Annotated in this window: 27 protein-coding genes; 17 read left to right on the top strand and 10 right to left on the bottom strand. The window is 69.9% G+C overall.

Annotation, left to right across the window (positions count from 1 at the left end):
* Nucleotides 1-246 precede the first annotated feature (246 nt).
* The 4 genes from EDF50_RS05465 to EDF50_RS05450 all read left to right on the top strand — a co-directional run bounded on the left by EDF50_RS05465 (nt 247) and on the right by EDF50_RS05450 (nt 6,457).
* Complete coding sequence (locus EDF50_RS05465; protein ID WP_233570362.1) at nt 247-900, top strand: DUF805 domain-containing protein; 654 nt, start codon at nt 247-249, stop codon at nt 898-900.
* A gap of 254 nt (nt 901-1,154) precedes the next feature.
* A complete protein-coding gene (locus EDF50_RS05460; RefSeq protein ID WP_123518574.1) occupies nt 1,155-1,493 on the top strand; it encodes a hypothetical protein in 339 nt (112 codons plus the stop codon).
* Nucleotides 1,494-1,893: 400 nt separating this feature from the next.
* A complete protein-coding gene (locus tag EDF50_RS05455; protein ID WP_199738647.1) occupies nt 1,894-2,421 on the top strand; it encodes a GNAT family N-acetyltransferase in 528 nt (175 codons plus the stop codon).
* 1,027 nt (nt 2,422-3,448) lie between these two features.
* Nucleotides 3,449-6,457, top strand: coding sequence for an RNA 2'-phosphotransferase (locus EDF50_RS05450; RefSeq protein ID WP_123518961.1), 3,009 nt, complete (start codon nt 3,449-3,451; stop codon nt 6,455-6,457).
* 47 nt (nt 6,458-6,504) lie between these two features.
* Here the strand turns inward: EDF50_RS05450 and EDF50_RS05445 are convergent, their stop codons facing one another.
* Together EDF50_RS05445 and EDF50_RS05440 are read right to left on the bottom strand one after the other, a co-directional pair.
* On the bottom strand, nt 6,505-7,458 hold the full coding sequence (locus tag EDF50_RS05445) for an alpha/beta fold hydrolase (RefSeq protein ID WP_123518573.1): 954 nt from the start codon (nt 7,456-7,458) through the stop codon (nt 6,505-6,507).
* A gap of 230 nt (nt 7,459-7,688) precedes the next feature.
* Nucleotides 7,689-8,318, bottom strand: a complete 630-nt coding sequence (locus tag EDF50_RS05440; RefSeq protein WP_123518572.1) for a maleylpyruvate isomerase N-terminal domain-containing protein — start codon at nt 8,316-8,318, stop codon at nt 7,689-7,691.
* Nucleotides 8,319-8,395: 77 nt separating this feature from the next.
* Here EDF50_RS05440 and EDF50_RS05435 point away from each other — a divergent pair, with 77 nt between their 5' ends.
* Nucleotides 8,396-9,031, top strand: a complete 636-nt coding sequence (locus EDF50_RS05435; RefSeq protein ID WP_123518571.1) for an SRPBCC family protein — start codon at nt 8,396-8,398, stop codon at nt 9,029-9,031.
* Nucleotides 9,028-9,714, top strand: a complete 687-nt coding sequence (locus EDF50_RS05430; protein WP_123518570.1) for a DUF4166 domain-containing protein — start codon at nt 9,028-9,030, stop codon at nt 9,712-9,714. Before EDF50_RS05435 ends, EDF50_RS05430 begins: the two co-directional genes overlap by 4 nt.
* Nucleotides 9,715-10,039: 325 nt before the next feature.
* Here the strand turns inward: EDF50_RS05430 and EDF50_RS05425 are convergent, their stop codons facing one another.
* Complete coding sequence (locus EDF50_RS05425; protein WP_123518569.1) at nt 10,040-10,702, bottom strand: DUF4232 domain-containing protein; 663 nt, start codon at nt 10,700-10,702, stop codon at nt 10,040-10,042.
* Between the two features lie 206 nt (nt 10,703-10,908).
* On the opposite strand from EDF50_RS05425, the gene EDF50_RS05420 reads away from it, so the two are divergent.
* Nucleotides 10,909-12,114 carry a GAF domain-containing protein gene (locus EDF50_RS05420; RefSeq protein WP_123518568.1) on the top strand — a complete coding sequence of 402 codons (1,206 nt, stop codon included), beginning with the start codon at nt 10,909-10,911 and terminating at the stop codon, nt 12,112-12,114.
* 94 nt (nt 12,115-12,208) lie between these two features.
* Here EDF50_RS05420 and EDF50_RS05415 read toward each other — a convergent pair whose 3' ends face one another.
* Nucleotides 12,209-12,385, bottom strand: a complete 177-nt coding sequence (locus EDF50_RS05415; RefSeq protein ID WP_123518567.1) for a CsbD family protein — start codon at nt 12,383-12,385, stop codon at nt 12,209-12,211.
* Between the two features lie 179 nt (nt 12,386-12,564).
* Between EDF50_RS05415 and EDF50_RS05410 the strand changes: the two genes are divergently transcribed.
* Together EDF50_RS05410 and EDF50_RS05405 are read left to right on the top strand one after the other, a co-directional pair.
* On the top strand, nt 12,565-13,593 hold the full coding sequence (locus EDF50_RS05410; RefSeq protein ID WP_233570360.1) for a LysM domain-containing protein: 1,029 nt from the start codon (nt 12,565-12,567) through the stop codon (nt 13,591-13,593).
* A 38-nt stretch (nt 13,594-13,631) separates the two neighbouring features.
* Nucleotides 13,632-14,327 (top strand): triacylglycerol lipase, encoded by a 696-nt coding sequence (locus EDF50_RS05405; RefSeq protein WP_123518960.1) that lies wholly within the window; start codon nt 13,632-13,634, stop codon nt 14,325-14,327.
* A gap of 21 nt (nt 14,328-14,348) precedes the next feature.
* Here the strand turns inward: EDF50_RS05405 and EDF50_RS05400 are convergent, their stop codons facing one another.
* The gene (locus EDF50_RS05400) at nt 14,349-16,055 is read right to left on the bottom strand and encodes an ATP-dependent DNA helicase RecQ (RefSeq protein WP_123518565.1); all 1,707 of its coding nucleotides are present in this window, start codon (nt 16,053-16,055) and stop codon (nt 14,349-14,351) included.
* A gap of 206 nt (nt 16,056-16,261) precedes the next feature.
* Here EDF50_RS05400 and EDF50_RS05395 point away from each other — a divergent pair, with 206 nt between their 5' ends.
* Together EDF50_RS05395 and EDF50_RS05390 are read left to right on the top strand one after the other, a co-directional pair.
* Nucleotides 16,262-16,459: a hypothetical protein gene (locus EDF50_RS05395; RefSeq protein ID WP_054146271.1), complete on the top strand. Its 198-nt coding sequence runs from the start codon at nt 16,262-16,264 to the stop codon at nt 16,457-16,459.
* A gap of 61 nt (nt 16,460-16,520) precedes the next feature.
* The gene (locus tag EDF50_RS05390; protein ID WP_123518564.1) at nt 16,521-16,760 is read left to right on the top strand and encodes a hypothetical protein; all 240 of its coding nucleotides are present in this window, start codon (nt 16,521-16,523) and stop codon (nt 16,758-16,760) included.
* Nucleotides 16,761-16,832: 72 nt separating this feature from the next.
* Here EDF50_RS05390 and EDF50_RS05385 read toward each other — a convergent pair whose 3' ends face one another.
* Nucleotides 16,833-17,957 carry an AI-2E family transporter gene (locus tag EDF50_RS05385; RefSeq protein ID WP_158612639.1) on the bottom strand — a complete coding sequence of 375 codons (1,125 nt, stop codon included), beginning with the start codon at nt 17,955-17,957 and terminating at the stop codon, nt 16,833-16,835.
* Nucleotides 17,958-18,130: 173 nt separating this feature from the next.
* Between EDF50_RS05385 and EDF50_RS05380 the strand changes: the two genes are divergently transcribed.
* Entirely contained in the window at nt 18,131-19,084 is a 954-nt protein-coding gene (locus EDF50_RS05380; protein ID WP_123518562.1) for a manganese catalase family protein, read from the top strand.
* An 84-nt stretch (nt 19,085-19,168) separates the two neighbouring features.
* Here the strand turns inward: EDF50_RS05380 and EDF50_RS05375 are convergent, their stop codons facing one another.
* Genes EDF50_RS05375 through EDF50_RS05365 form a run of 3 tightly spaced genes read right to left on the bottom strand, consistent with a single transcriptional unit; the run spans nt 19,169 to nt 21,164 of the window.
* Entirely contained in the window at nt 19,169-19,768 is a 600-nt protein-coding gene (locus EDF50_RS05375; protein ID WP_123518561.1) for a DUF3618 domain-containing protein, read from the bottom strand.
* Nucleotides 19,765-20,199, bottom strand: a complete 435-nt coding sequence (locus tag EDF50_RS05370; RefSeq protein WP_233570358.1) for a phage holin family protein — start codon at nt 20,197-20,199, stop codon at nt 19,765-19,767. The genes EDF50_RS05375 and EDF50_RS05370 overlap by 4 nt, the downstream gene beginning before the upstream one ends.
* A complete protein-coding gene (locus EDF50_RS05365) occupies nt 20,196-21,164 on the bottom strand; it encodes a hypothetical protein (RefSeq protein WP_123518560.1) in 969 nt (322 codons plus the stop codon). Before EDF50_RS05365 ends, EDF50_RS05370 begins: the two co-directional genes overlap by 4 nt.
* A 467-nt stretch (nt 21,165-21,631) precedes the next feature.
* On the opposite strand from EDF50_RS05365, the gene EDF50_RS05360 reads away from it, so the two are divergent.
* The 3 genes from EDF50_RS05360 to EDF50_RS05350 all read left to right on the top strand — a co-directional run bounded on the left by EDF50_RS05360 (nt 21,632) and on the right by EDF50_RS05350 (nt 23,610).
* Nucleotides 21,632-22,495: a DUF2382 domain-containing protein gene (locus tag EDF50_RS05360; RefSeq protein ID WP_123518559.1), complete on the top strand. Its 864-nt coding sequence runs from the start codon at nt 21,632-21,634 to the stop codon at nt 22,493-22,495.
* 94 nt (nt 22,496-22,589) lie between these two features.
* Nucleotides 22,590-23,045, top strand: coding sequence for a YsnF/AvaK domain-containing protein (locus tag EDF50_RS05355; protein ID WP_123518558.1), 456 nt, complete (start codon nt 22,590-22,592; stop codon nt 23,043-23,045).
* 28 nt (nt 23,046-23,073) lie between these two features.
* Nucleotides 23,074-23,610, top strand: a complete 537-nt coding sequence (locus EDF50_RS05350; RefSeq protein WP_123518557.1) for a hypothetical protein — start codon at nt 23,074-23,076, stop codon at nt 23,608-23,610.
* 99 nt (nt 23,611-23,709) lie between these two features.
* Here EDF50_RS05350 and EDF50_RS16595 read toward each other — a convergent pair whose 3' ends face one another.
* A complete protein-coding gene (locus EDF50_RS16595) occupies nt 23,710-23,865 on the bottom strand; it encodes a hypothetical protein (RefSeq protein ID WP_157485592.1) in 156 nt (51 codons plus the stop codon).
* Between the two features lie 295 nt (nt 23,866-24,160).
* On the opposite strand from EDF50_RS16595, the gene EDF50_RS05345 reads away from it, so the two are divergent.
* Nucleotides 24,161-24,844, top strand: coding sequence for a GAF and ANTAR domain-containing protein (locus EDF50_RS05345; RefSeq protein WP_233570357.1), 684 nt, complete (start codon nt 24,161-24,163; stop codon nt 24,842-24,844).
* 43 nt (nt 24,845-24,887) lie between these two features.
* Nucleotides 24,888-25,601: a GAF and ANTAR domain-containing protein gene (locus EDF50_RS05340; RefSeq protein ID WP_233570355.1), complete on the top strand. Its 714-nt coding sequence runs from the start codon at nt 24,888-24,890 to the stop codon at nt 25,599-25,601.
* Nucleotides 25,602-25,832: the final 231 nt, after the last annotated feature.

Genomic DNA, 25,832 nt, shown 5'->3' with positions numbered 1-25,832 from the left:
TCACGGCGACGCACTGTCTGCCGAGTGGGCAGTAGTTGCTCTTCTCCCGGGGATGAACAGCGACAACTGCCCACTCGATCGCGGGTGAGTCGGGGTCTGCACGGAGCGATCGTTCGACGTGGGTCGTCCTCGGTGGCGGACCGCGCCTCCTGGTCCGCCGGCTTGCCGTCGTCGGCACGACGGGGCACGGCCGCGTCTCGATAGGGTGGCGGGGTCGCGGTGGGCGGCACGGACGAGGGGGATCTCATGGCCGATCGCAACGACGGAGCGGACCAGCAGGGCGGACAGGCGCAGCAGCCCCCGTACGGGCAGCAGCCCCCGAACGGGCAGCAGGCGCCGTACGGCCACCCCGCGCCGCCACCGATGAGCTACCCGCAGCAGCAGCCCGGGTACGCACAGCCCGCGTACGCGCAGCCGTCGTACGGCCAGCCGCCGCAGGGCCAGCCCTCCGGCCCGGGCGGGACCGTTCCCCTCTGGGCACCGCTGTACGGCGCCGGTCCGGTCGTCGCGGCCACGCGGTTCTTCAAGAAGTACGCCGATTTCACGGGGCGGGCGAGCCGCAGCGAGTACTGGTGGGTGGTCCTGGCGAACTCCGTCCTCTACATCGTGCTCGGCGTCGTCGGCCTCCTCGCGGGTCTCCCGGGAAGCACGACGGACTACGACGGCACCCTGGAGCCCGGACCGGGTTTCATCCCCGTCGGCTTCGTCTTCGCGATCCTGCTCTTCGGCACGATCGTGCCGTTCCTGTCGCTCGGCGCCCGCCGCCTGCACGACATCAACGTCAGCGGGTGGTTGCTGCTGATCAACCTCGTCCCCTACCTCGGTGGATTCGTCATCTTCATCCTGTCTCTGCTCGGACCCAAGCCCGCGGGCGCCCGGTTCGACCGCCCGAGGGCCTGACGACACCGCTCGTACCCGTCGCGGAGACGGTCACGGTGGCGGACGCGTCACGGTAGTTTCTCGATCATGAGCGCTCCCGACGCCCGCATGCCCGACGACCGACGTGCCCTCGTGCAGCCCGAACTGCGCCCCGGCGAGCGCCTGCTCTGGTCGGGTGGTCCGGACGAGAGCGTGATCTCTCGGCGCTGCGGGACGGCGGGTCGTGGTTCTTCGTCGCCTTCGGCGGTGTCTTCGTCGCGATCGGTCTCTTCTTCGTGGTCGGTCGTTTCCTGCTGAAGCGGGCGCGGAAGGCGAGGACGGGCTACGCGGTCACCGACCAGCGGTCGTTCCTGGTCGTCGGGTCGACCGTCCACCAGGCACCGGCGAAGCAGCAGAACCACGAGGTCTCGTGGTCGCGCGACCGCACCCACGTCAGCGTCGACTGGACCGACTCGATCACCGGAACCACCCCGTTCGGTGCACGCCAGCGCGGACTGACCAACACGGGCCTCGACGGGGTCCTGGCCCCGCTGCCGATGACCTTCGTGGACGTGCGCGACGGCGAGGCGCTGCTCCGCGCGCTCGACGAGGCCGGTCGTCCGGAGGCGCGGTGAGGCTCCTCGGCGCATTCCGGCGTCGCCGAGACGCGAACGGCGGCGAGCCGCGCCGACGTCAGGCCTGGCGGGAGCTCGTCGACCGCGTCCTCGTCGAACTGAACGCCCTTGACCCCTAGGGCCTGGAGCCCGGGGCCGAGGACGATGCCCCCTGGACGAGTACGAGCTCGAGGCCGTCCCGATCGTGCGTCAGCTGATCACGGCCGGGGGAACAATCGGCGACCAGGTCGACGTCATCTGGACGGAATGGTTCGGCGAGACCTTGAGCGGGCGAACGGACCAGACTAGGTTCGAGACGTTCGTCGCGCGGCTGAACGCGCTGAGCCCGCGGCCTCACGAGCGCTCGTAGCGCGTCGACTCCGGCGGCATCAAGACGCTCCTCCGGCGGTAGCGTGCACCGGTGTCCTCCCACCTGCGCCTGATCGACCCGCGAGACGCCCCCGAGCTGGCACGAACGTTGACGCGCAATCGTGAGTTCCTGGCCCCCTTGGACCCCGTGCGCGGCGACGCCTTCTTCACGCCCGAGGGGCAGCTGTCGGTGATCTCGTCGCTGCTGGCGCAACGGTCACGGGGCGAGGCGCAGCCGTTCGACATCGTCGACGAGGGTGCTGTGGTGGGCCGGCTGACCCTCAGCGGGATCGCCCGGGGCCCGTTCCGGTCCTGCGACCTGGGCTACTGGCTGTCGGAGGACCGCAACGGGCGGGGCATCATGACGTCGGCCGTCGACGAGGCCGTCGACTGGGCGTTCGGTGAAGCGGGTCTGCACCGCGTCCAGGCCGGGACGCTCCGCCACAACCTCGCCTCGCAACGAGTCCTTCGGAAGGCCGGTTTCGAGCAGTACGGTATCGCCCCGTCCTACCTCGAGATCGCAGGCCGCTGGCAGGACCACGTGCTGTTCCAGCGGATCGACGACTCGTCGGGCCGTTGATGCGTGCAGGACAGGCCCTGCGGTCCCGCCGAGGATGCGACCCGCCATGTGTTCACCAGCCTGATCCGTTGCGGACCGGATCAGGCGACGAGCGAGGCCCCAGGGTCGAAGAGCAGACGCAGGCGACAGGCCAGACGCAGTTCAAGCCGCGACCAGCATCGCGGTGATCGCACCCCACGCCCGCACCCCGAGCCGGGCTCTCCTCGCGCTGCTGCGGCGTCAACCCGTGGTCCAATCCTGACCCTCGTCGCGGTTGCTCCCCTCCCACGGCGATCCCGGCACCCCGCCGCAGCACCGACCCGGCATTGCCGACACCGACACCGACATTGACACCGAGCACGGGTCGTCGAGGACCCCGGCCTGCGCCCCGGTCGCGACGCGGCCGACGGCGGCTGCGTGCGCGAGGGCTGACCCCAGCAGTCACAATGCCACTCAGGGCCACGCGTTGATCACGGCGTCCACCATGTGCGCCAGGCCCCTCCCGATGCGGTCTCCGAGTCCACGTGACAGGGGCCTCGCCCAATCCCTCTCCCTTGGGGTGAGACGCGCGAGCAACGCATCGGGGACCGTCAGCCGACACGGCGCACGATAAACCGGCACCTCCTCGTAGTCCCGCTCGTACTCGCACTCGTCGCAGACCTCGCCGGCTCCGTCACGACCACCCGGGTGTTCCTCCCACGCGTGCCCGCAAGCAGGGCACGTACTCTCGCGCAGGCGACGTCGAACAGCCCGCCCCGCCCCGTCCACCTCGCCCGTGACGTGTTCAGTATCGGGTACACGCGAGCCCGTGCCATCTTTCGCGTCATTAGGCGCGGAGCCGTGTCATCATGGGCGCTACACATCAGCGTCACCACCTACTCAGAAGATTGCGCTGGACCGCCGAATCCGAGGACCCAGATAATACTTAGGGTTGCAGACTTGTCTCAGTCCAAACGCCAGGGAAGAAGTCAATGAAGACGCACGTCCGCGAACGAGTTGTAGGCCCCGAACGACAGTGTGTGCGCTCGAGTAAGGGCGGCCCACGTCGATGAAGCCAAATCCTGGTCAGGTTGCTGCCTTCTATGCAGTACGGCCGGAAACGGCGTTCACGGATCTCGCTTTACAGGCTCAGGCCAACTTTGAGGCCGTCTGCCGCACCGCCAAAGTAGTTGGGATTCGGATAGACGAGCAGCTCGAAAACTGGGTCGATCTGCACGGACTTGAGGTAGTTCGGCTTTGGCTATCCGACGACGCCAGCCCCGCCGCGATTACAGACAGTTGGTTTCAATTACGATCGACTGATCTTCCGGCGTTTGCCGCACTAATCGTAGAAGCCAAACTTTCTACGGCGGGCGCGGAGATTGGGTCGTATCTAAGGTCCTCCGGATCGAGTTACGGGGCCGAAATTGTGGAGGCAAGATGGTTAACCGCACGAGCCTTGAGAGATCATGCTGGGACCATTCCATTCCACGAACCGGTCATTTTGGTGCGCGCTGCTGAATTGACTCTGGCCGCGTACGAGACACTCTGGCCACACACCCAGACTGCACCCGCCCAGAGAACGCCAATTCGCCTTGGGCGCGAGATCGGTAGACAGGTAGTCACAGCTGCGCGCTTCTCGACTCCAGATGTCGACCGATTGCGATCGGCCCTTGAACATCTGGAAGCCTCAGCAAGTCACGACGATAGGGACTACCGGTCAGCAGCCCTGAGGATTGAAGCATCGTTGGAAATATACCATGCCACCGGTGAAGTTGAGACGCTGCGCGAGGCGGCAAGATATACACAGGCGCGTTTTGTGCCATCAAATGAATGGCCCAGTTGGCACCTAAACACCGCGGAGATATGGCTCAACCTGGCCGATCATGCTTCCGACAGTGCAAGAAAACAGTTCTTGGCAAGAGCCAGGGACTCGCTGAGAACGGTTGAACTCCAGTCCCTTGAGCTGGCCCATGAAATTCGATGCCTGATGCTCATAGCTCTTCATGATTTCATTCTGGAGCATCCTCATAAGGAACTGCCCTTGAGGAACGTCCGCCTGCCGTTTACTCTAAGAACATCCAGGGCCCTGCCGCCCACCATCGAATATGCCTCTGACGCTCTTATGGAGATCCTTCGAAAGTCAGCCGAGAGGGGCCAGTATCAATACCGCGAGTATCTGGCGGAACTGGAATCGAGAATCGCACGGTCAAGCAGCAAGACTAAAGCTATCGAACTACTCCAGGATGCCGTGCGACTACGGGAGCCTATCGGAACTAAACGAGCACTAGGTGGGGTGCGGGATAAGCTCGCACAAGCTCAGGACCTGCTCTTATTGGCCGAAATGACGCAGCATGCGGGTCACAGGGCAGCTGGCATCGACATTCTCCTTCGCCAACACCACTTGAATCCAACGAGCAGTGAGCCTCTGGTACTCCTCGCCAATAACATCGAAACCTCAGGACGTTATAACGGTGCCACTCTTCGGGGCAACCCAGCCCTGGTCGCCGCAATACGATCTGGCGACGAAACCGCTGTTTTTGCGCAGGCAGCAAAGAACGCCATAAACAACCCAGCTTTACGAATGAGCGGTCTGGGCGGTCGCGGCAAGGCCTATACGGTGGATGATTTTTCTGGCATTACTGGCCAAACGTTCGTCTTCAAAAGAACTTCGCCTGAAGCGCTACTTCGAGACTCTAAGCGTGCAAAGAATCTCAGCGGTCGACTTGCAGACCTTGGAGTTTCACCGCATTTCGGCGTTATCGAACACATTAGTTCCCTAGTTGTCGGGAACGAGAACGAAGCGGGCGACCTAATCAGCGTCCGCCGGTATGCGCGAGGACGCACACTTCGCCAAGCGCTGGGTGAGCCTGGTAGCGAACCAATCGAACTACTCCGCCAAACATCCCGCTTCTTGGGACTAATACATGGTTGGGAACACGCCGAGATTAGAAGTGGCCCTACGGCCCGCAGAGTTATAAAGGACCGAGAGCTAGGTAGGTGGCTTAGAAAGCTTGCTGGTAACGATAAGGGCTCTCTATTCAACGAATGGTGGGGCATCATCGAGGAGATGCCAGATTTTCCAAGACGGGATGCCCACACATTGAACTGGCTTGTTAATGATGATCAGCGAGTCTTGGCCGCTGACCTTGAATCCATCGGGCTAAGACCCCTGACATACGAACTCGCTCAACTCGTTGACGACGCGCCTGTCATCGACCCGGCGGATTGGGAGACTCGGGACCAAATTCTCGGAATTTACCTAAATTCCCTTGGTCTTGACACTCAAGAAGTGCACTTCGAGGCTTATCGAGCAAGTACGGCGGCTCGTTCTGTTGGATTGCTCACAGATGCACGATCGACGTCAGCGACTAGAGATCACGCGTACCGCCTGTTGGCCGGTCTCGCTGGGTCGGAGACCTCGAAGCCGTTGGGCGCTTGGGCCAACAAAATACTCTCTGCCTGGGCGGTGAAAACCGGACTTTCGGACCCCACGCGGCTTAAGAGCATTCAGCCAAATGATCGCGTGCGAATAAGCAAGGCGATGTCATATCATCTCCGCCACGACACGAGTGCCAAAACAGCAGTGGGAGGATGGATGTTCGCGGAAGACTTAGCTGACGCTCTCAAGGCACATGGCCACCGGGGTGTCACACCGGAACAGCTACTCGTTGTAGCGGGCGCTCTAGGGGAGCCGAGGTTTGAACTCGACGGCCAGGAAATTCGCGCCTCCTACGGCCACTCCGTTAATCGTCGTTCCGACTACGAACGCCCAACTCCCCCAGAGTGGTTGTTTCATGCCACTGCTATCGGCAATCTGCCATCGATCTTCGAAGCTCGTGCCGGTCTCAGATCGATGGATCGACAGTTTGTTCACATGACAACCGATCCTGATCGAGCGTTGCACTCGGCAAAACGTCATTCGAGCAATGTGGTTCTTCTCAGGGTGGCAGGAGCAAAAATCCCTGACGTCGTCAAGGCCGCGGAGGATACCTGGCTCATTGAGCTTGTCCCGGCCGCAGATCTGGAAGTTGTGACGATTCCGCACCTCGTTCGGCAGGGGCTTGAGTTCGTTTAGCCGACCTCCTTAGGTGAGCGCAGCGATAACGCATAGAGCAACCTTGATCACCGCCGCGCGAATACGTCTAGTGCCGAGCCGAGCGCCTCGACCTGACCCGGGCCGCCGTGCCCCTCGTCCTCGACGACGGTGAGGGTGCTCGCCGGCCAGGCCCGGTGCAGACGCCACGGCGTGACCGCCGGCCCGCTCACGTCTCGTCGACCGTGGACGAGCGCGCCGGGGATGTGCCCGATGCGGGGCAGCCGTGCCATGACCGACCGCTCGCCCGACAGGAAGCCGTCGTTGCTCCAGTACCGGGTGACGAGCGTCGCGAACGCCTCCCGCCGCCCGGGGCCGAGGTGTCCCCGCCCTCGGGAGTCCGGGTCGTCGAGGCTCACGTGGACGCCCTCCCACCTGTCCCAGCTCGCCGCGGCGGCCTCACGGTCGGCCGCGTCGTCGGAAGCCAGCCGTCTCGCGTACGCGTCGACGGGCCTCTCGTCGTCGCGCCTCCTGCTCTCGCGGTCGAACACGGCCCACTCCTCGGGGAAGAGCCGTCCGACCCCCCCCTCGGTGATCCAGTCGACCTCGTCCCGACTCGTGGTCGTGACCGCCTTGAGCGCCAGGGCTCGGACGCGGTCCGGGTGCTCCTCGCCGTAGGCGAGCGCGAGCGTCGTGCCCCACGACACCCCGCCGACAACCCAGCTCTCGATGCCGAGCCGGTCACGCACCTCCTCGAGGTCGGCGACGAGCCGCTGCGTGGTGTGCCGCTCGAGGCCGGCCGGGTCGCCGGCGACGCTCGGGGTGCTGCGCCCCGTACCGCGCTGGTCGATGCCGACCAACCGGTACGCCCGCGGGTCGAACGCCCGTCGGTAGCCTCCCCGACCGAGCGAGCCGCCGGGTCCGCCGTGCAACCAGAGGGCAGGGACTCCGTCCGGGCGCCCGGACTCCTCGACGTACAGCGAGGCGCGGTCGGTCGTCTCGACGGAGCCCGTCCGGTACGGGTCGTGCGGCGGGTAGGTCATGCGGCCACGGTAGTCACCAGCCCACCGCGAGCACGACGAGCCCCGCGCGGCGGCGGGCGTCGTCCCGTCGGCAAGTCCTGGTTCCTGCTGCGGCCGCACCCGTCCCGCACCGATCCCGGGACCCCGGCGCGGCACCAGCCCTGAATTGCCGGCCCCGAGGCCGAACCCGCTCCCGAGGCCGACGCTCGAGACGGCGGGGCCGCCGTCCGACGGCAGGTGTGGCGTCCGCGTCACAGCACCGTGAACCCGGCGGCGAGCGCCGAGCGCCCCGTCAGGGCCGTCAGGAGGCGCGGCGCGTCATCCGACGGAGCATCGGCCACGAGCGCGCCGAGCACGACCAGCGCCCGACGGCTCGCGACCTCGGGACACTGCCCGTCGAGCCCGCCGGCCGTCCGCAGGTCGCCCGTGTGGACGACGAGCTCGACGACCCGCGTGGGCAGGTACGCCTCGAGTCGCCACGCGCCCACCGGGGTCTCCACCCGCGCGTCCGCGGACCGGCCGGCCACCACGCCGGTCACCCGTCGCACGAGGACGTCGACGCTCTCGGGCAGGTCGACGCCAAGGTCCCGTCCCGCCCGCCGGCCCCTCTCTGCGACCTCGTCCGGGTCGGCGCGTCCGCCCCGGACGGCCCGGTAGTAGTCGACGGTCCGGCGGTCGGACTCCGTCGACCCGGGCCGCAGGTACTCTTCGACCGTCGACAGGGCCCGCGACGTGTGGCCGACGAGGTCGCGGAGGCTCCACTCGCCGAGGGCCGGGTCATCCCACCGGACCGGTGCCCGATCGAGCTCGTGCACCGTCTCGGCGAACCACCGCGCCGCGGCCCCGAACGCGACGCGGACCGTCTCGAAGCTCTCGTCCATGGCGTGAGCCTAGAACCGGCCGCGAACCGCGTCGCGAGGCGTTCCCGAGGCCGTCACCATGCCCTAGCCTCACGATCGTGGGGAAACGTCAGATCTACGTCGAGACCGTGATCGACGCCGACCTCGACCGGGTCTGGGCCGCCACGCAGGACCCCGCGCAGCACGTCCGCTGGGACGTCCGCTTCTCGAGCATCACCCCCGGGCCGCCGGACGGCGACGGCTCGACCCCGTTCCGTTACGTCCGCCGGACGCCCCTCCACACCGTCGAGGGCACGGGCGTCAGCATCGGCGAGCGCCACGGCCCCGACGGCTCGCGCACGTCGGCCCTGCGCTTCGCGACCGAGGACGCCCTCTCGCCGATCCGCGCCGGGCGCGGGTACTGGCGCTACCTGCCGACGGCCGACGGGCGCACACGCTTCGTGACGGGTTACGACTACGACTCGGGTTGGGGTCCGCTCGACCTGGTCGTCCGCCCGCTGCTCGGCTGGGCCACCGCCTTCAGCTTCGACCGTCTGCGGCTCTGGCTCGAGACCGGGCGCGAGCCCGAGCGGTGGCCGCTCGCCAGCGCCCTCGCGTTCTGGCGTCCGGACCGCCCCCGCGCCTCCCGGACCCTGCGTGCTCCCGTGGGCGGCTCGCGCACGAGCGACCACCTGGAGGAGGCGCCGGTCACCCTGGCCGCGCTGCCCGACCCCGCGAGGCGGTCACCCCGATGACCTCGATCTTCGAGCAGGCCCTCGGCGACGAGTTCGCCCGTCTGCACCCGATGATGCAGCGCCGCTTCGGAGTCGGTCTGGACTCGGGCGAGGCCTGCGTGGGCCGGGGCGTCATGTCGTCGATCCGGCGGGGCCCGTGGTGGACGGTCCCGTTCCTGCAGATCGGGCGGTTGCGCAACATCCTGGTGCCCGACGTCGGCCGTGACGTGCCCTTCGTCATCGAGAACTACCCGTACCGCGACGGTCTCGGCCGTGAGACCGTCACCTTCGTCCGCTCGTACACGGTGCCGCGTCGTCGCCGCGCGGGCCGGCGCCCGGTCCGCTTCGATGCGACCATGGTGCTCGACGAGGGGCGGGTGCTCGACTACCTCGGCACGCACCAGCACCTCGCGGTCGACCTCGACCTGACGGTCGACGCCCACGGCGGCCTCGTGTTGCGGTCCGAGGCGCAGCGGTTCCACGAGGGCCCGGTCTCGTTCCGCTTCCCGATGCTCTTCAGCGGCCGGGCCGAGCTGCACGAGTGGTGGTCCGACGACGACCGGTCGTTCCACGTCGACCTCGAGGTGCGCAACCATCGCTTCGGCTTCCTCTTCGGCTACCGCGGCACGTTCACCTGCGAGTGGCTCGCGGCATCGGACGCGCCCTCCCGGCTGAAGCCGAGGCGGACCGAGGCCCGTCTCTAGACGTCAGGAGGCACGGGTCGCGTCACGAGCTCACCCCCGCCCGCCCCCTCTGTCGGCAAATCCTGGCTCCTGACGCCGGAGCGCCCGTCCCACGCCGATCCCGTCACCCCGCCGCAGCACCAGCTCGGAATTGCCGGCACCGACACCGGGGGCGGCACCGACACCGGGGGTCGGCGACGACGGGCAACCACACCGCCGCGGACCTCCGGGTGCGGATGATGCCCCAGGCGAGGACGGTCGCACCGAGGACGATCCGCAGCACCCTCAGACGTCCTCCAGTCTCTGGCCGAGGATGACTCCGTCCGGCAGAGGGGCCGGGGGAACGTCAGAAGGTCGCGAGGGCGCCGACCGTCATCTGCTGCACCTGCGCGTTCGAGCACGCCTCGTAGCTCGACCCCGACGCGGGTACGAAGATCGACTCGAGCGAGCCGGGCGGGTAGACCCGGAAGCCGTCGGTGGCCTGAGGCCGGCACTCGTCCGTGTCGTAGTTGCCCGTCTGGGCGATGCGCACGATGGTCTGCACTTCGCCGCCGGGGGCGAGCGTGTGGGTCTCGTGTGCGGTCGACCGGTCGAGTACGGCGGAGGCACCGATCTGGGTCCCGTTCCCGTCTCCGACGAACGAGACGCCCGGCCAGCCCTGCAGGGTGCAGGACCGCTGACCACTGTTCGTCAGGATGATCGCGACGCCGTAGCTGCCGGCCGCACCCCCGCCTCCGTCGGCGATCTCGGCGGTGAGCTCGCCCACCGTGCAGCGTGAGGACGCGTCACCGCCGGCACCGTCGCCCAGGTCGCCGCCTCCTCCGGACGCTCCGTCGGGGCCGGGCGTCGCCGTGGCAGCGGCCGTCGGCGTCGGCGTCCCGGTCGACGGAGACGCCGAGACGGTCACGGTGGGAGTCCCCGTCGTCTCGGTGCCGCCCGGCGACGAGCAGGCCGACAAGACGACCGCGAGGGTGACGGCGGGGAGCAGGGCGCGGAACGAACGGTTCATGCCTTCACCGAAGCACGGACGGCCTCGTCGTGCACATCCTGCATCGAACCCCACCGGTCACCTTGTCAAGCCCCCCGACGCGGCAGGGCCGTCGCGACGGCGACTGCCTAGGCTCGGGCGGACCAGGCCTGCATCGTCGATCGCGTGACGGGGGTTCTCCCAGGCCGTCCAAGTGTCGGCACGTCACCCGCCGATGCGAGGCCGCCATGCTCTCCGCCGTCACCCACGCGTTCGCGCGTCCCCTGATCCGCACCTGGCTGAGCGCGAGCCCGCACTCGTGGGAACGCCACGTCGTCGCGCGCGACTCGCCCCACCTGCACGCGCCGGGCACCGACCCCGACCGGGTGCTCCTGGTCGGTGACGGTGTCGCCACCGGCCGCGGCGTGCGGACGCACGAGCTCGGACTGCCCGGTCACCTCGCCCGGAGCCTCACCGCGCTGACCGGACGGGCCACCGACGTCGACATCGTGGTCGACGGCCGCATGACCGTGAGGCAGGGCCCTGACGCGATCGCCGACCTGGATCTCGGCCGGTTCGACGCCGTCCTGCTCTCGTTCGGGGCGAACGAGGCCCTCGCCCTGATGGACGTCGCCGCCTGGCAGCACGACCTCGAGGCGCTGCTGGACGTCGTGTCGGCCGGGACGCCTGCGGCCACCACGACCTTCGTGCTCGGCGTCCCGTCGTTCGCGGTCAATCCGCATTTCCCACCCCGACTCGCCGACACCGTGGACCGGAACGCCGGCAGGCTGAACGCCGCGACCCGACGTGCCGTCGCCCGACGTACCTCCATGGTCTTCGTCCCCGAAGCCGAGGAGCACGCCTTCGAGGCGGAGAGCGCTCCCGTCTACGCCCGGTGGGCAGCGCCGATCGCGCTCACCGTGAGCGACCGGCTCGACCCTGCGCGCCCCGCTGCCCGAGAGACCGTCGCCGCCGACGAGTCGGCCCGGCGTCTCGCCCTCGAACGACTCGAGGACCGTGCCGACGGCGTGGACGACCCCGAACTCGACGCACTCACCGACCGGGCCCGGCGGCTCTTCGGCACGACCCTCGCCGCCGTGACCCTGATCCGCAGCGAGACGCAGGTCATGCGCTCGGTCTCGGGGATCGACCCGGTGGTCCTACCCCGCTCGGAGTCGTTCTGCGACACGACCATCCGACGCACCGGTCACCTCGTGATCGAGGACGCCAGCCTGGACTCGCGCTACGCCGACTACTCGGTCGTGGCCGGTGACCCCGGCATCCGGTTCTACGCCGGCTACCCCCTCGAGTCGCCGGACGGCCACCGCGTCGGTGCGCTCTGCGTCATGGACACGGAGGCGCGGCGCTTCTCGACCGCGGACGCCACGGCCCTGAGGTCGCTCGCCCTCGCGGTGCAGCGACACCTGTTCCGGCACGAGCCGGGCGGCGGCTGAGCCCACGTCCGGAGAGGACCCCACCCGGACGACGAAGGGCCCGACATCCGCGGATGTCGGGCCCTTCGTGGTGCCGACCGGGTCGGCGGGACGATCAGCTCTGGCCGAGGTCGTCCTTGGCCTTCTCGGTCTCGAGACGCTCTTCGCTCATGTGCTGGTCCTTGTGGCCCTGCTTCGTGAGTTCTTCGTCGTCCGTGCGCTTTCCGACGGCCTCTTCGGCCTTGCCGGCGGCCTTCTGGACGAAATCTTTTGCCTTGTCGCCAACGGACATGACGTACCTCCTGGTTGTCGGTCGACCGGACTGACCCGGTACACCCGTGACGGTAGGCCGGGTGCCCGCTGGCCGCCGGGGTTCACAGGCTGTTCCAGGTTCGTACCCGACCCGGTACCGGACCGATCGGTCTCGACCCGGCCCATCCCGTCCCCTAGGATCATCGCCGAGGGGGCACCATGGCACGGCACACACCAGGGGTGGGCGACGACGACGTCACGCCCGGTCACGAACTCTTCGCGCCCCGGGCGGGCGCCGACGGCGGAGACGACGAACCCGCACCCCGGTCCGGTCGCCGCCGTCTCGCGATCGTCGGTGGCGTCGTGGCCGTCGCGGCCCTGGTCTCGGTCGTCGTGAGCGCGGTCCTGTTCACGAGCGGGTCGGCCCCGCTCGCGGCCGGCGCCCCCACCGAGTCCCCTCGGCCGACCACGCCCGCCCGCACCTCGACGCCCACCCCGAGCGCGACGCCGTCGGCGACGCCGACCGCCACCCCGACGCCGTCCCCCCGGGCGGCGACCCCTCCACCGCAGGACGCCGTCGTGCCGGCGCCGTTCATCACGCCGGTCGCGGCCGGCACGGTCGTCGCCGAGGGTGACGTCGCCTCGCCCAAGGGCAGCGTCCACCTCCACTACCGCGTGGTGGCCGGGGGCGACGACAGCTACACGACCGAGCTCTCGGACGCCACCTCGAGCCTGCCCGTCCCGGTCGGAGTCGCGTTCTACCAGGTCGCTCCGTCGGTCGGCGACGGCGTCACGTTCGGCGGCGACGGGGGTGTCGAGCTCGGCGCGTCCGTCACGACCCCGACGGCGGCCTCGGGCAGCTTCGGCTCGATCAGCCAGCCGTCGTACCTCTCGACCCTCGTCGTCTACTCGACGGGCACCTCCCCGGACGTCCCCGTCGAGATCGCGAACGGCAAGGTCCTCGCCGTCGCGCCGGTCGTCTGGTCGGTGCCACCGCGGCAGACGAACATCGTCCCGACCGACTCGGGTGCGGTGGCCTTCGCGACGGGGGCCCTCGAGGCGACGACGTCGTCCGGTGCACCCAAGCGGTACACCGTCGCACCCGACGACCTGATCGACGTCGTCGCGCAACGCTTCGGCATCTCGGTCTCGGCACTCCTCTACATGAATCAGGGGCTGCAGGTCATCGACGACGCCCAGCAGCTGTTCGAGGGCACGACGCTCGTCCTCGACCCCGACAGCGTCTGACCCGGGACGACCCGCACGTCGACGCCTAGGGTCGAGTGGTGTTCCACCACCTCGCCCCCGGCCGGCTCGTCCGTCACGCCGTCTGGTGGGTGCAGGACTACGCCTACGCCGCGATCTGGCAGGTGCGGGCCGTCACGAGCCCGCGCGACCCCGAGCGCTACCTCGGGGGCGCCGGTCGGCCCGTGCTCGTGATCCCCGGCGTGTGGGAGACCTGGGCGTTCCTGCGCCCGATGATCGAACGCCTGCACGCCGAGGGCCACCCTGTCCACGTGCTGGACGACCTGCGCTGGAACAGCCGCCCGGTCGAGGCCACCGCTCGCGACGTCGCCGCGTACCTGCTCGGACACGGGCTCACCGACGTCGTGATCGTCGCCCACAGCAAGGGCGGCCTGATCGGCAAGTACGTCATGGTGCTGCTCGACGAGACCCGCCGGGTACGGTCGATGGTCGCCGTCTGCTCGCCGTTCTCGGGGTCGCGTTACGCCACCTGGCTGGTGCTGCCCGCCCTGAGGGCCTTCTCGCCGCGCGATGCGACGACGAGGCTGCTCGCACGGGACGACTCGGCCAACGGCCGCATCACCTCGGTCTACGGCGAGTTCGACCCGCACATCCCCGAGGGCAGCGAACTGCCCGGCGCGGTCAACGTCCGCCTGCACGCTGGCGGGCACTTCCGGGTGCTGGCCCACCCCCGCACGATCGCCACGGTGCTCGCCGCCGCGGCCGAGCCCGCCTGACGGCCGCTCCCGACGAACGGGTCAGGCCGGGGTGAGCAGCTCGTGCTCGAGGACGTCGGCGACGGCCAGGACCTTGTACCCCTCGCTCTCGAAGAACACCGTCATGCGGTCCGCGTCCGTGCTCATCACGGTCCCCTCGCCCCAGGTCGCGTGCACGACGCGGGCGTCGTTCGCGAACGCAGGAGGCGCGGTGTCGGTGACGTCGCCCGGCCGGCCGTCGCGCGCCTCCTCGGCGTCACCGGTCCGTGCGGCGGCTCGGCACCCGTCGCAGTTGCCGCACCGCTCGGGCGACTCCTCGCCGAAGTAGCCGAGCAGGAAGTGCCGTCGGCAGCCGGGCGCCTCGGCGAAGGTGCGCATCATCTCGACGCGCGAATGCTCGACCCGCTCGCGCGTGACGGCGACTCCGCGGGCCGCCTCGGCCGCGCCCTTCGCGTCGAACCCGGCGAGCGGCTCGAACCCGGCCGACGACTCGGACAGGGAGCCGCCCTCGAGCAGCAGGTCGATGAGCCGCGAGACGGTCCGGGCCCCCAGCGCCAGCTGGTCGGACACCTCGGACCGCCGGACGGGGCGACCGGCCGCCGAGAGCGCGGTGAAGACACCGCGCAGGTCGGCGCGTCCCGGCAGTCCCGAGGCGAAGAACGACCGCAGCGAGAGGTCCTCGGGCCGGTAGTGCAGGGTCGCGGTGGCGGGGTCGCCGTCGCGCCCGGCCCGACCGATCTCCTGGTAGTACGAGTCGAGCGAGTCGGGCACGTCGGCGTGCACGACGAAGCGGACGTCGGGCTTGTCGATGCCCATGCCGAACGCGCTCGTCGCCACGACCACGTCGACCTCGCCCGCGTGGAACCGTTCGTGCAGCTCGCCCCGCTCGGCCGAGCGCTGGCCGCCGTGGTAGCCGACGACGGTGCGGTCGGGGCAGCGCTCGGCGATCGCCCGGGCGTAGTGCTCGGTGGCCTTGCGGGTGGCGACGTAGACGATGCCCGGCGTCGTCGACGCGGCCACCTGCTCGACGACGGCCCGGGCCTTCTCGTCGTCGTCCTCGTGCCGCACGACCTCGAGCGCGAGGTTCGGCCGGTCGAAGCCGTGGCTCAGCACGAGCGGGTCGTCGAGGCGCAGGCGCTCGACGATCTCGTCCCGCACCGGCCCCGATCCGGTCGCCGTCACAGCCAGCACGGTCGGCCCGCCGAGGCGCTCGACGACCTCGCCGAGGTGCAGGTAGTCGGGCCGGAAGTCGTGGCCCCACGACGACACGCAGTGCGCCTCGTCGATGACGAACAGGGCGACGCCGGCGTCCCGCAGGCGCTCGACGGTCTCGTCGCGGGCGAGCTGTTCGGGGGCGAGGAAGACGTAGGTGACCTCCCCGGCGGCGAGACGACTCCATCCCTCGTCGTTCTCGGCGTCGGTGTGGCCCGAGTTGATGGCGACGGCGGGCGGGGCGTCGGGTCGACCGACGAGGCCCGCGACCTGGTCCGCCTGCAGCGCGATCAGCGGCGAGACGACGACGGTCGGCCCGTCGAGCACGGCTCCGGCCACCTGGTAGATCGCCGACTTGCCGAAGCCGGTCGGCATGACCGCGAGGGTGTCCCGACCGGCGACCACCGCCTCCAGGGCCTCGAGCTGGGCGGGGTGCAGGTCGGTCCAGCCGAACAGGTCGGCGGCGGCCCGGGTGATGTCGTCGGTGCGGCCGGTGTCGCTCGTGCGGGTGTGTGCGGTTCGCGTCGTGGTGCTCATGTGGTCCTCGGTTCCGGTGGGGCAGAGGTCCATCCCAGGCACGCGCGGGGCGACACGCGCGGGCCTGCCAGCCGATGCCCGGCCCCTGCGTACCCCACCCGTCGCGGGGCGCGCATGCTACCCCTCGACGTCCGTGTCGAGTCGTCGGTCGGGACGGGAGGCGCGGCCCCAGGCGGCGCGGACCCCCAGGGCGTAGCGTCCCGCCCATGAGCGACGAGAAGCAGACAGAGCCCGTCATGGACGGCGCCACCGAGGCCACCGACCACGAGAAGTTGAGCGGCCTGATCGAGCAGGTCGAGGCCGACCACGGCGACGAGGGGGCGGCGTCGATGGCCGACCACCTGCGCGACCGCATGGACGAGACCGCCCAGGCCGACGAGAGCCCGGCCGACGCCGAGGAGTGAGTCCGGGGGCTCCACCGCGAGGTGGAGCCCCTCGACCTCGGTCGTGACCTAGCGTCGAGGGATGTTCTCCAACGGCTATTCGATCGTCGGCATCCTCTACCCGGTGTTCTTCGTCGTGGTGTTCGCCCTCGCCCTCACCTTGGGCGTGCTCCTGGTCCGCACCCTCCTCTGGGTGATCCGGGCTCTGACGGCCTACACCCGCGAACGCGAGCTCCGCATCGACCTGCTGCTGGCCGAGGACGGCCCGGCGGACCCCGTCGATCCGTCGGCACCTCGCGCGCCGGACGGCCCCACGATCTGAGGACCAGGAGGCGCGGGCTCGGTTCCCGGCCCCTGCCGGAGGCGTCGGCCCCCCTCGTCGTGGAACCGGCGGCTACACGCGCTGTTGCCTCGGCACGACGACCCGTTCGAAGACGACCACCCCGGCCGTCGCGATCGGGATCGCCACGAGGGCGCCCAGGACGCCGCCGAGCGCCCCGCCGCCGAACGCCGCCACGATGACGAGGGCCCCCGGCACCGCCACGGCCTTGGACATCACGCGCGGGGTCAGCACATAGGCCTCGACCTGCGCGTAGACCAGCAGCACGACGCCGACGACGACCGCGGTCACCGGCGAGACGGTGATCGTCGCGGCGATGATGATCGCGTAGGCCACGACGGTGCCGACCACGGGGATCAGCGCCCCCAAGAAGGCAAGTGTCGCGAAGAGCACGGGCACCGGTCCGCCGGCGATCGTCAACACGATGAAGACGAAGACCGCGTTGACCGCGGCGAGCGCGACCTGCCCGGCGACGTAGCGGCCGACCGACAGGAAGATCTCGTCCGAGATGCTCATGACGTTCTCGCGGTGGCTGCGCGGCACGGCGCGGCTCAGTGAGCGCAGCATCTGCGGCAGGGTGATGGCGAAGTAGAGGGTGAGGATCGCGACCACGATGACGGCGGTGATCGCGTTGGTGATCCCCTGCCCCACGGCGAGCAGTCCCCCGCCGAGGGCGAGCAGCTGGTCGGGGTCGAGCAGGTACGAGGTGACGGCCCCGACGGCGTCGTCGACGTCGACGTCGAAGCCGACGGTCTCGACCGCCTGCTGCACCCACGGCTGACGCGAGAGGTCCTGCAGGGCGGCGGGTGCGGTCCGCACCACGTGTCCGATCTGCTCGACCAGGGCCGGCACCACGGCGGCCACGATGCCCACGACGATGCCGACGACCAGCACGACGGCGACGATCACCCCGACCCACCGTGGGGCTCCGGCACGGGCGAGGCGTCGGACGACCGGCTCGAAGGCGAGCGCCAGGAAGAACGCGAGGCCGATGTAGACGAGGATCGTCGACAGTGCCATGAGGGCGACGATGATGCCGACGCCGAGCCCTCCGCCGAGCGTCGCGATCAGGCCGAACCGGAACGCCCCGGGGCGCTGCATCGGGCTGGGCGGGGTGTCGGTCTTCGTGGCCGTACCGGCCGATCGACGCACGAGACGGGCGCGGGGTGACGAGGGCATCCGTCCATCCTGGCGTGTCGCACGGCACGAGGGCCGACACCGCCGCGGAGGCGCGGGGCGGACAGAGGGGTACAGGTCACCTGGCAAGGTGGCCCGCCGGCGACCGCACCCCCCGAGCAGGGCGCAGCCTGAGGTCGACGGCATCGCGTCGCCAGAACACACGAGGAGGCTCCATGTACTTCCACGCACAGACCTGGATCAACGAGATCGCCGACGGCGAACCCGACCCCGCCGCCGCCAACGCCCTGCAAGAGGGGCTCGGAGGTCAGTTCGGCGAGATGCGCACCATGATGCAGTACCTCTTCCAGGCCATGAACTTCCGGGGCCCGTCGGCCAAGCCCTACCGCGACCTCATCCAGGGCGTCGGCACCGAGGAGATCAGCCACGTCGAGCTGATCGGCACGACCATCTCGCGTCTGCTCGACGGCAGCCCCGAGTACACCGGCACGCTGACCGACCCGCTCGACACGCCCGGTGCCGGTGGAGCGACCCCGCTGAACATCGCCCTCGACACGGGCAACATCCACCACTACCTCGTGGGGGCCCAGGGCGCCCTGCCGGTGGACTCGGTCGGCAACCCGTGGAGCGGCAGCTACGTCTACAACTCGGGCAACCTGCCGCTCGACCTGCTGTACAACGTCATGCTCGAGTCGACCGGGCGCCTGCAGAAGTGCCGCATCTACGAGATGACCGACAACGCGGTCGCCCGCAGCACCCTCGCGTACCTGATCGTCCGGGACCAGGCCCACGAGAACGCCTACGCCAAGGCGCTCGAGTCGCTCGGCGTGAACTGGAACAAGCTGCTGCCGATCCCGAAGACGAACGCCGAGAAGTTCCCCGAGGTGAAGAAGCTGCTCGACCTCGGTCTGCAGAGCAAGCAGTACAGCTTCGACCTCGACGGCAAGAGCGAGGCGAGCAAGATCTTCCGCGGCCCCTCGCCGTCGAACGACGGCACCGAGCTGACGGCCACCGAACAGGCCCCGCAGGGCGTGCCGTCGACGATCAGCCCCGAGCGTCTCGAGGAGTTCAGCCCCGGCCTCGACGCCGACCTGCTCGAGTTGATCCAGGCCACGGCCGACCTCGAGCTGCAAGAGATCGAGTCGTACTACGGCCCGACCGCGAGCTGACCCGGCTCCACACAGGCGAAGGCCCGTCCCGACGAGAGTCGAGGCGGGCCTTCGGTGCGTCCGGCCGACGCGTGCGGGGTGAGGTCAGGCCCCCTGCACGGTGTCCTTCGACTGCTGGGCGCTGTCCTTGACGTCGCCCGCGGCGCTCGACGCGTCGTCCTTCACGGTCGAGGCGGCATCCTGCGCCGTGCCCTTGACCGACGCGAACGCTTCCTGGGCCGGCTCCTTCAGGTTCGACGCCACGTCCTGGGCCGCGCCCTTGACCGAGTCGAGCGCAGGACCCGCCTTGTCCTTCGCGTCGGAGACGAGCTCCTTCTCTTTGTCGGTCGCAGGGATCAACGACGACACGAGCCAGCCGGCCCCGAAGGCGATGAGGCCGACGGCGAGCGGGTTGCCCTTCGCCTTCTGCACGGCCGCCGACGAGGCGTCCGAGACGCTGCCCGCGGCGTCGTGGCCGGCGCCCGAGGTGTTCGAGGCCGCGTCGTGCGCCGCTCCCATGACGGACTCTTTCACGCCGGAGAAACGGCTCTTCACCTTCTCGGTCTGGCGGTGGGCGATGCTCGACGGGTTCACCTTGTCGGCGAGCGCGTCGACGTCGTAGCTGAGACCGGCGCGCGTGCGCTCGATCTCGGCGCGGATCTCTTCGGGCGTGCGGCTGCTGCCGTTCTGGTCGGTGGTGCTCATGCGGTGCCTCCAGGCGTCACGGTCTCGGGGATCTTCTTGAGGGAGTCGACCGTCTTCGGTGCCCCCTTGATGCTCTTCAGTTCTTTGCGTCCCCGGAGGAACAGCACGAGGGCGACGATCGCGTAGACGACCGCGATGATCAGCGACGACCAGCCGAGGCCGATCAGCTCGCCGAGGCCCCACATGGCGGCCAACGAGACGAACAGGAGGGCGAACAGGCCCGTGAGCCCGGCACCGCCGAACATGCCCGCGCCCCTGCCGGCCTTCTTGGCCGACTCGGTCAGCTCGGCCTTCGCCAGCTCGACCTCCTGGCGGAACAGGGTCGAGATGTCGCCGGTCACCCCGGTGAGCAGGTCGCCGAGCGACGTCGACGCGGCCTTCTCCTCGGGGGCGGGCGGCGTCGACACGGGTTCGCGGAACGGGTCGCTCACGCGCGCGTCCCCGAGGTGCCGGGCCACGTCGTGGGCACGCTGGTGTCGGTCGTCGTCGTGTCGAGACCAGGGACGTCACCCTCGGTGACGACGTCGTACTCGCCGGCCACGGGGCCGACGTCACCGACGAGACGGCTCGGCACGGGCGCAGACGAAGGAGGCGCGGGCTGGTTCGCCGCGCCTCCGGCGTTCGCGGCCGTGGCGGCGTGCTCGTCCTTGGCCTCGGCCGTCAGCGACTTCACGACGCGTCCGGCGAGCAGGCCCGAGATCGCGGCGATGGCGATGAAGGTGCCGGGCTTCCGGGCCGCGTACGACTTCACGTCGTCCAGCAGGCTGCCCGGGTCGCGGCCTTCGAGCCAGCCGGCGACGCCGTGGGCACGACCGGACAGGGTGCGGACGAGCTCGCCCGCGACACCGCTGTCGGCCGAGTCGGCCATCGAGCCGAGCTGCTCACCGACCTGACGGAGGCCCGCCGCAGCCTTCTCCTGCTGGGCGCCGGCCTGCTCCTTGAGCTCGCCGGTGGCCTGCCCGAAGAGCTGCTTGGCCTGGCCGGTGGCCTCGGAGGCGACCTTCGAGGCCTGCTCCTTGGCACTGCCGGCGACGTCGGAGGCCGCGGACTTCGCGTCGTCCGCCACGCCTGCCGCCTCGTCCTTCGCGGCGCCGGCCTTGGCCTTCGCGGTGTCGGCGGCTCCCCCGTCGGAACCGGAACCAGAACCGGAACCGGTGTGGTCGTGTGCGGGGTGTTCCTCGACGACAGGGGCCGCGGTCGCGCTGAAGTCGCTCGCCGTGGCATCGGGGTCGGTGACGTCGGCGTACGCGCCGACCTGGTCGCCCAGGTCGGTGACGGCGTCGTCACGACGCAGGTGGTCGTGGCCCGAGGCGACGCCGCGCAGCGGCTGCCCCTCGGAGGTGCTGTCGTAGACCGGGGTGGACGGGTCTCCGTCGTAGCGCTTGTCGTCGCTCATGTCGTGCCTCTCGGATCGTCGGCGACCGTCCGGGTGACGGTCGTGATCGGGGTCGGACCTGTCACCCTGTCCCCCTCACGAGGGGTGGAGGCCGGTCATGGTGAGAACGCCTCAGGGGATTGACATCCGGGTCCGCGTGGGGTCACGCGCGCCCGTTCCGCGAGGGCACCCGGAGGCCGGTCTGCACGAAAGCTTCACGATCGGACAGCACGTCGTCCGAGACGGTCACCACCGGGAGGCGCGGCGTACGTTCCACGAGGACCGGGACGTGGCCCTCGTGCCATCCCCGTCCGAACGAACGACATCGAGCCCGCGAGCGTCCTCCCCGACCTCCTCCCCCACGCACGGCACCCCGTCCCCGAAAGACGACGACCCCGCCGGCGTGCGCCCGTCGTCCTCGGCGACGACCGGTCAGCCACACCCTGAGGCCGGGCACCCCGCCCGGTCCTCGACCCGTGAGGAACACCATGATCAGCACCACCCAGCTCGACGCCCTGCTCGCCGGCGGCGGTGACGTCATCGACCAGGACGGCAAGAAGATCGGCGGCATCGGCCAGGTCTACCTCGACGACCAGGGCGGCGAGCCCGCCTGGGTCACGGTCACGACCGGACTCTTCGGTACGGGCGAGTCGTTCGCACCCCTGGCCGAGGCCACCGTCCAGGGCGACGACGTCCACGTGCCCGTCACGAAGGCCATGGTCAAGGACGCGCCCCACAGCGACGACTCCGACGGCCACCTCTCGCCCGACCAGGAGGCCGACCTGTTCCGCTACTACCACCTCGACGGGGGCGGGGTCGAGACGCCCCTGTTCGACCAGGACGCCGACACGAACGCCATCGACCTGGACGCCGGGACGACCGGCACCGCGGCGGACTCCGTCACCGGGACCGGCGCCGGTCACGACACGTCGGGCCCCGACACCGACGACGCCATGACCCGCAGCGAGGAACGCCTGCACGTCGGCACCGAGACCACCGACGCGGGTCGCGCACGCCTGCGGAAGTACATCGTGGCCGAGCAGGTCACCAAGACCGTCCCGGTCAGCCACGACGAGGTCCGCATCACGCGCGAGCCGATCACCGACGCGAACGTCGGCGACGCCCTCTCGGGCGGCGAGCTGACCGAGGAGGAGCACGAGGTCACCCTGACGGCCGACCACGTCGTCACCGACAAGGAGACCGTCCCCGTCGAGCGCGTCCAACTCGGCACCGAGACCGTGACCGAGCAGCAGCGGGTCACCGAGGAGGTCCGCCACGAGGAGATCGAGCTCGAAGGCGACGACACCGTCAGCGACGACCTCGGCACCGACGACCGCCCCGCCACCGCGTGAGCACCGCTGCAGGTGGTACCGGGGACGACGCCCCGTACCGACGCACGCCCGACGTCGAGACTCAGGTCCCGGCCGACGTCGATCGAGACCTGCGGTGACACCCGGCGTCGTCGACCCGCCCGGCCCGCACCTCGCCGACGAACCCGGCGGTGGCGACGGCGGGTCGGCGGCGCCACCCCCGACGACGGTGGACGTGGTCCTCTCCGGAGAACGCGCCCGCGCGACCAGGGTGACCCTCCCGGTCGAGCGGGTGCGCCTCCGGAAGGTCGTCGTCTCGCGCGAGGAGACCGTCACGGTGACCGTGCGCCGCGAAGAGCTCCGGGTCGTCCGCGAGGACGTGGTCCCGGGCGAGGCCGTGCACCCGGGATCGACCGCGACACCGTTCGAGATCGTCCTGTGCGAGGAACGCCTGGTCGTCGACCGCACCGTCGTCCCCGTCGAACGCGTCCACGTCACCGTCGATGAGGTCGTCGAGGACGTCGACGTCTCCACCACCCTCCGGCACGAACGCGTCGACGTGACGCGCGAGCCGGCCGCACCACCGCTCTGACCGACCGATCCATCACAAGGAGAACACCATGGCAGGACGCAACACCGTCATCCGTAGCATGCACGACCTCGGCATGGCCGCCTGGTTCGGTGGTGGCCTGATGGGCGCCGTCGGGCTCAACGGCGCCGCCGCCGGCGCGAAGGACCCCGTCGAACGCCTCACGCTGTCGTCTCTCGGGTGGGCCAAGTGGGCCCCCGTGCAGGTCGCGGCGATCGTCGTGCACGGCATCGGCGGCGCCGGCCTCATCGTCTCGAACAAGGGCCGTCTCGCGACTCAGAAGGAGGGGCGGGCCAACACGGGCGTCAAGCTCGCGCTGACCGTCGCCGCCGCGGGCACCACGTTGTGGTCCGCCCTCGCGGGTGCCCGCATGGCGAAGCACGCCTCCGAGGGCGCCGAGGGCACGACAGAGCCCGGCTCGGACTCGTCGAAGGCCCTGGCGAGCGCGCAGCGTCAGCAGAAGATCTTGCAGTGGGCGACGCCGGTGCTGACGGGCGTCCTGATCGTGCTCGGCGCCCAGCAGGGCGAGCAACAGCGCCCCCTCGCCGGCCTGCTCGATCGGCGCTGAGGCGACCCCGCACCGCCCGGCCACAGGCACACGACATGCCGCTCACGTTCGCACGTGAGCGGCATGTCGTGCCGTTCTCAGGGCCGGAGCCCGGGGCGACTAGCTGTCCTTGCCGTCCGAGACCTCGCTGTCGTCGCTCTCTTCGGAGTCGTCGACGAGACCCTGCTTCGACCCGTCGGCCAGGTCCTCGGTGTACTTCTTGTCGTCCTCGGTGATGTCGGTCGAGCCGTCGGGGATGCCGTTGTCGTTGGTCATGCCCGCACGCTACGCCCTGCCGTCGGGGTGCGGCGCGGCGAGCTCGAGGTCGACGTCGTCGGGGTCCTGCAGCGACAGGACCACCAGCCCTGCTGCGGTGGATGTCGGTCACGGTGAGCCGCACGTGCGAGAAGCCGCGGGGTGTGACGACGGGGTCGGTCATGGCGCCAGCCAACCCCTGCCCGAGGTGCCCCGACCCAGTAGAGTCGACCCGATGGCCCCCGGGCCCTAGGGGAGGAACCCGTGCACCCGTCTCCACCGCGCCCGTGGGCGTACGACGCGCCCAGTGATCGACGTGGCTGAGCCCGTCGCGATGAGGGCTGCAGTGGCCGCCCTCGCCCGGGCGACCGCCCCGGGAGGCGACCTCTGCCGCCCGTTCCTCGACGCCTTCGGCGTCTCGGGCGCCGCGATGTCCACCCTGGGAGGCCCTCTCGGCACCGGCGCCGTCTGTGCGAGCGACCGGCTCTCGGCGCGTCGGGACGAGATCCAGTTCGACCTCGGCGAGGGCCCGTGCTGGCAGGCGCACAGCACGAACCGTGCCGTCGTCGAGTCCGACCTCGCCACGGCCCCACCGGCGGCCTGGCCCGCCGCGGCGGCCGCCCTGAGCGAGGCCGGTGTGACGAGCGTCGCGGCCTTCCCCCTCTCGTACGGTCGCCTCGACCTCGGCGCCGTCGACCTCTACAGCGACGAGCGCCGCGAGCTCACGGACGACGAGGTGGACCAGGCCTCGACCCTCGCCTGCATCGCGGGTCGGGCCGTCCTGACCCGGGCCCTCGACGCGCTCGAGGCCGGCGACGACAGCCTCTTCCCGACGACCTTCTCCCGCGAGGTGCACCAGGCCTCCGGCATCGTCATGGTGCAACTCGGAGTCGGTGTCGACGAGGCCCTGCTGGTCATCCGCGGACACGCCTGGTCGAGCGGGCGGCCCCTGCGTGAGATCGCGAGCGAGATCGTGCTGCGAAGGCTGGACTTCTCGTGAGGCCGGACGACGGTCGTCGGCGACACGGCCTAGGCTGGCGCCCGTGACCGACCGCGACAGAGAGACGCAGCTCCTGCAGACGTTCGTCACGCTCGCCGACTCGCTCGTGACCGGCTTCGACACCATCGACGTCCTGCAGATGTTGGTCGAGCGCACCACGGCCCTCTTCGACGCCGCGGACGCCGGCATCATCCTCGCCGGCTCGACCGGCGACCTCGAGGTGATCGCCTCGACGAACGAGCGCAGCAAGCTCGTCGGGCTCTTGCAGCTGCGTGCCGGTGAGGGCCCCTGCGTCGAGTCGTACACCACGGGCTCGGTCGTCTCGGTCCCCGACCTCGGTGAGATCGACGATCGGTGGCCGGTCTTCGCCGACCTCGCCCGCGACTCGGGCTACGGTTCGGTGCACGCCATCCCCTTGCGGCTCCGTCACCAGACGCTGGGCTCGCTCAACCTCTTCCGCGACACCACCGGCACCCTGAACCCCGACGACGCGACGGCCGCTCAGGCCCTCGCCGACGTGGCGACCATCAGCATCCTGCAAGAGCGGGCCCTGCGCGAGATCGACTCCACGCGCGACCAGCTGCAACGAGCCCTCGACAGCCGCGTCGTGATCGAACAGGCGAAGGGCGTCGTGTCGTACACGCGGTCCGTCGACATGGACGAGGCCTTCCAACGCATCCGTCAGCACGCCCGGGCCAACCGGCGGCCACTGGTCGAGGTCGCGTCCGACATCGTGGCACAGCGCCTGACCGTGTAGACGACCCCCTAGGCGCAGCCCCTCGGGACGGGTACGGTGGTAGCCGGCAGCCCCAGACCCTGGTCGCCGTCCTCTCGCATGTCGCGGAGGCGGACTGACTGGAGCCCCCGTGCACCCCGATCCAATGGAACCGATGCCGCGCAACCCCTTCGACGACACCGCCGCCGACCAGCTACGCGAGTGGCCGTCACTCGACACCGAGGACCACCCCGAGGCCGATCCGGCTCTCTG

Origin of the sequence: Frigoribacterium sp. PhB24 (assembly GCF_003755185.1) — a bacterium.
Classification (GTDB): Bacteria; Actinomycetota; Actinomycetes; order Actinomycetales; family Microbacteriaceae; genus Frigoribacterium.
The sequence above is the reverse complement of the archived record's forward strand: the minus strand, read 5'-3'. Positions and strand labels throughout refer to the sequence as shown.

What these genes read in the sequence shown, in the direction of transcription:
- EDF50_RS05410 (WP_233570360.1), top strand. Translation starts at nt 12,565, where the DNA reads ATGGCACGGCACACACCAGGGGTGGGCGACGACGACGTCACGCCCGGT.
- EDF50_RS05465 (WP_233570362.1), top strand. Translation starts at nt 247, where the DNA reads ATGGCCGATCGCAACGACGGAGCGGACCAGCAGGGCGGACAGGCGCAG.
- EDF50_RS05360 (WP_123518559.1), top strand. Translation starts at nt 21,632, where the DNA reads ATGATCAGCACCACCCAGCTCGACGCCCTGCTCGCCGGCGGCGGTGAC.
- EDF50_RS05395 (WP_054146271.1), top strand. Translation starts at nt 16,262, where the DNA reads ATGAGCGACGAGAAGCAGACAGAGCCCGTCATGGACGGCGCCACCGAG.
- EDF50_RS05365 (WP_123518560.1), bottom strand. Translation starts at nt 21,164, where the DNA reads ATGAGCGACGACAAGCGCTACGACGGAGACCCGTCCACCCCGGTCTAC.
- EDF50_RS05350 (WP_123518557.1), top strand. Translation starts at nt 23,074, where the DNA reads ATGGCAGGACGCAACACCGTCATCCGTAGCATGCACGACCTCGGCATG.
- EDF50_RS05415 (WP_123518567.1), bottom strand. Translation starts at nt 12,385, where the DNA reads ATGTCCGTTGGCGACAAGGCAAAAGATTTCGTCCAGAAGGCCGCCGGC.
- EDF50_RS05450 (WP_123518961.1), top strand. Translation starts at nt 3,449, where the DNA reads ATGAAGCCAAATCCTGGTCAGGTTGCTGCCTTCTATGCAGTACGGCCG.
- EDF50_RS05380 (WP_123518562.1), top strand. Translation starts at nt 18,131, where the DNA reads ATGTACTTCCACGCACAGACCTGGATCAACGAGATCGCCGACGGCGAA.
- EDF50_RS16595 (WP_157485592.1), bottom strand. Translation starts at nt 23,865, where the DNA reads ATGACCAACGACAACGGCATCCCCGACGGCTCGACCGACATCACCGAG.
- EDF50_RS05390 (WP_123518564.1), top strand. Translation starts at nt 16,521, where the DNA reads ATGTTCTCCAACGGCTATTCGATCGTCGGCATCCTCTACCCGGTGTTC.
- EDF50_RS05385 (WP_158612639.1), bottom strand. Translation starts at nt 17,957, where the DNA reads ATGCCCTCGTCACCCCGCGCCCGTCTCGTGCGTCGATCGGCCGGTACG.
- EDF50_RS05400 (WP_123518565.1), bottom strand. Translation starts at nt 16,055, where the DNA reads ATGAGCACCACGACGCGAACCGCACACACCCGCACGAGCGACACCGGC.
- EDF50_RS05440 (WP_123518572.1), bottom strand. Translation starts at nt 8,318, where the DNA reads ATGGACGAGAGCTTCGAGACGGTCCGCGTCGCGTTCGGGGCCGCGGCG.
- EDF50_RS05430 (WP_123518570.1), top strand. Translation starts at nt 9,028, where the DNA reads ATGACCTCGATCTTCGAGCAGGCCCTCGGCGACGAGTTCGCCCGTCTG.
- EDF50_RS05425 (WP_123518569.1), bottom strand. Translation starts at nt 10,702, where the DNA reads ATGAACCGTTCGTTCCGCGCCCTGCTCCCCGCCGTCACCCTCGCGGTC.
- EDF50_RS05375 (WP_123518561.1), bottom strand. Translation starts at nt 19,768, where the DNA reads ATGAGCACCACCGACCAGAACGGCAGCAGCCGCACGCCCGAAGAGATC.
- EDF50_RS05445 (WP_123518573.1), bottom strand. Translation starts at nt 7,458, where the DNA reads ATGACCTACCCGCCGCACGACCCGTACCGGACGGGCTCCGTCGAGACG.
- EDF50_RS05420 (WP_123518568.1), top strand. Translation starts at nt 10,909, where the DNA reads ATGCTCTCCGCCGTCACCCACGCGTTCGCGCGTCCCCTGATCCGCACC.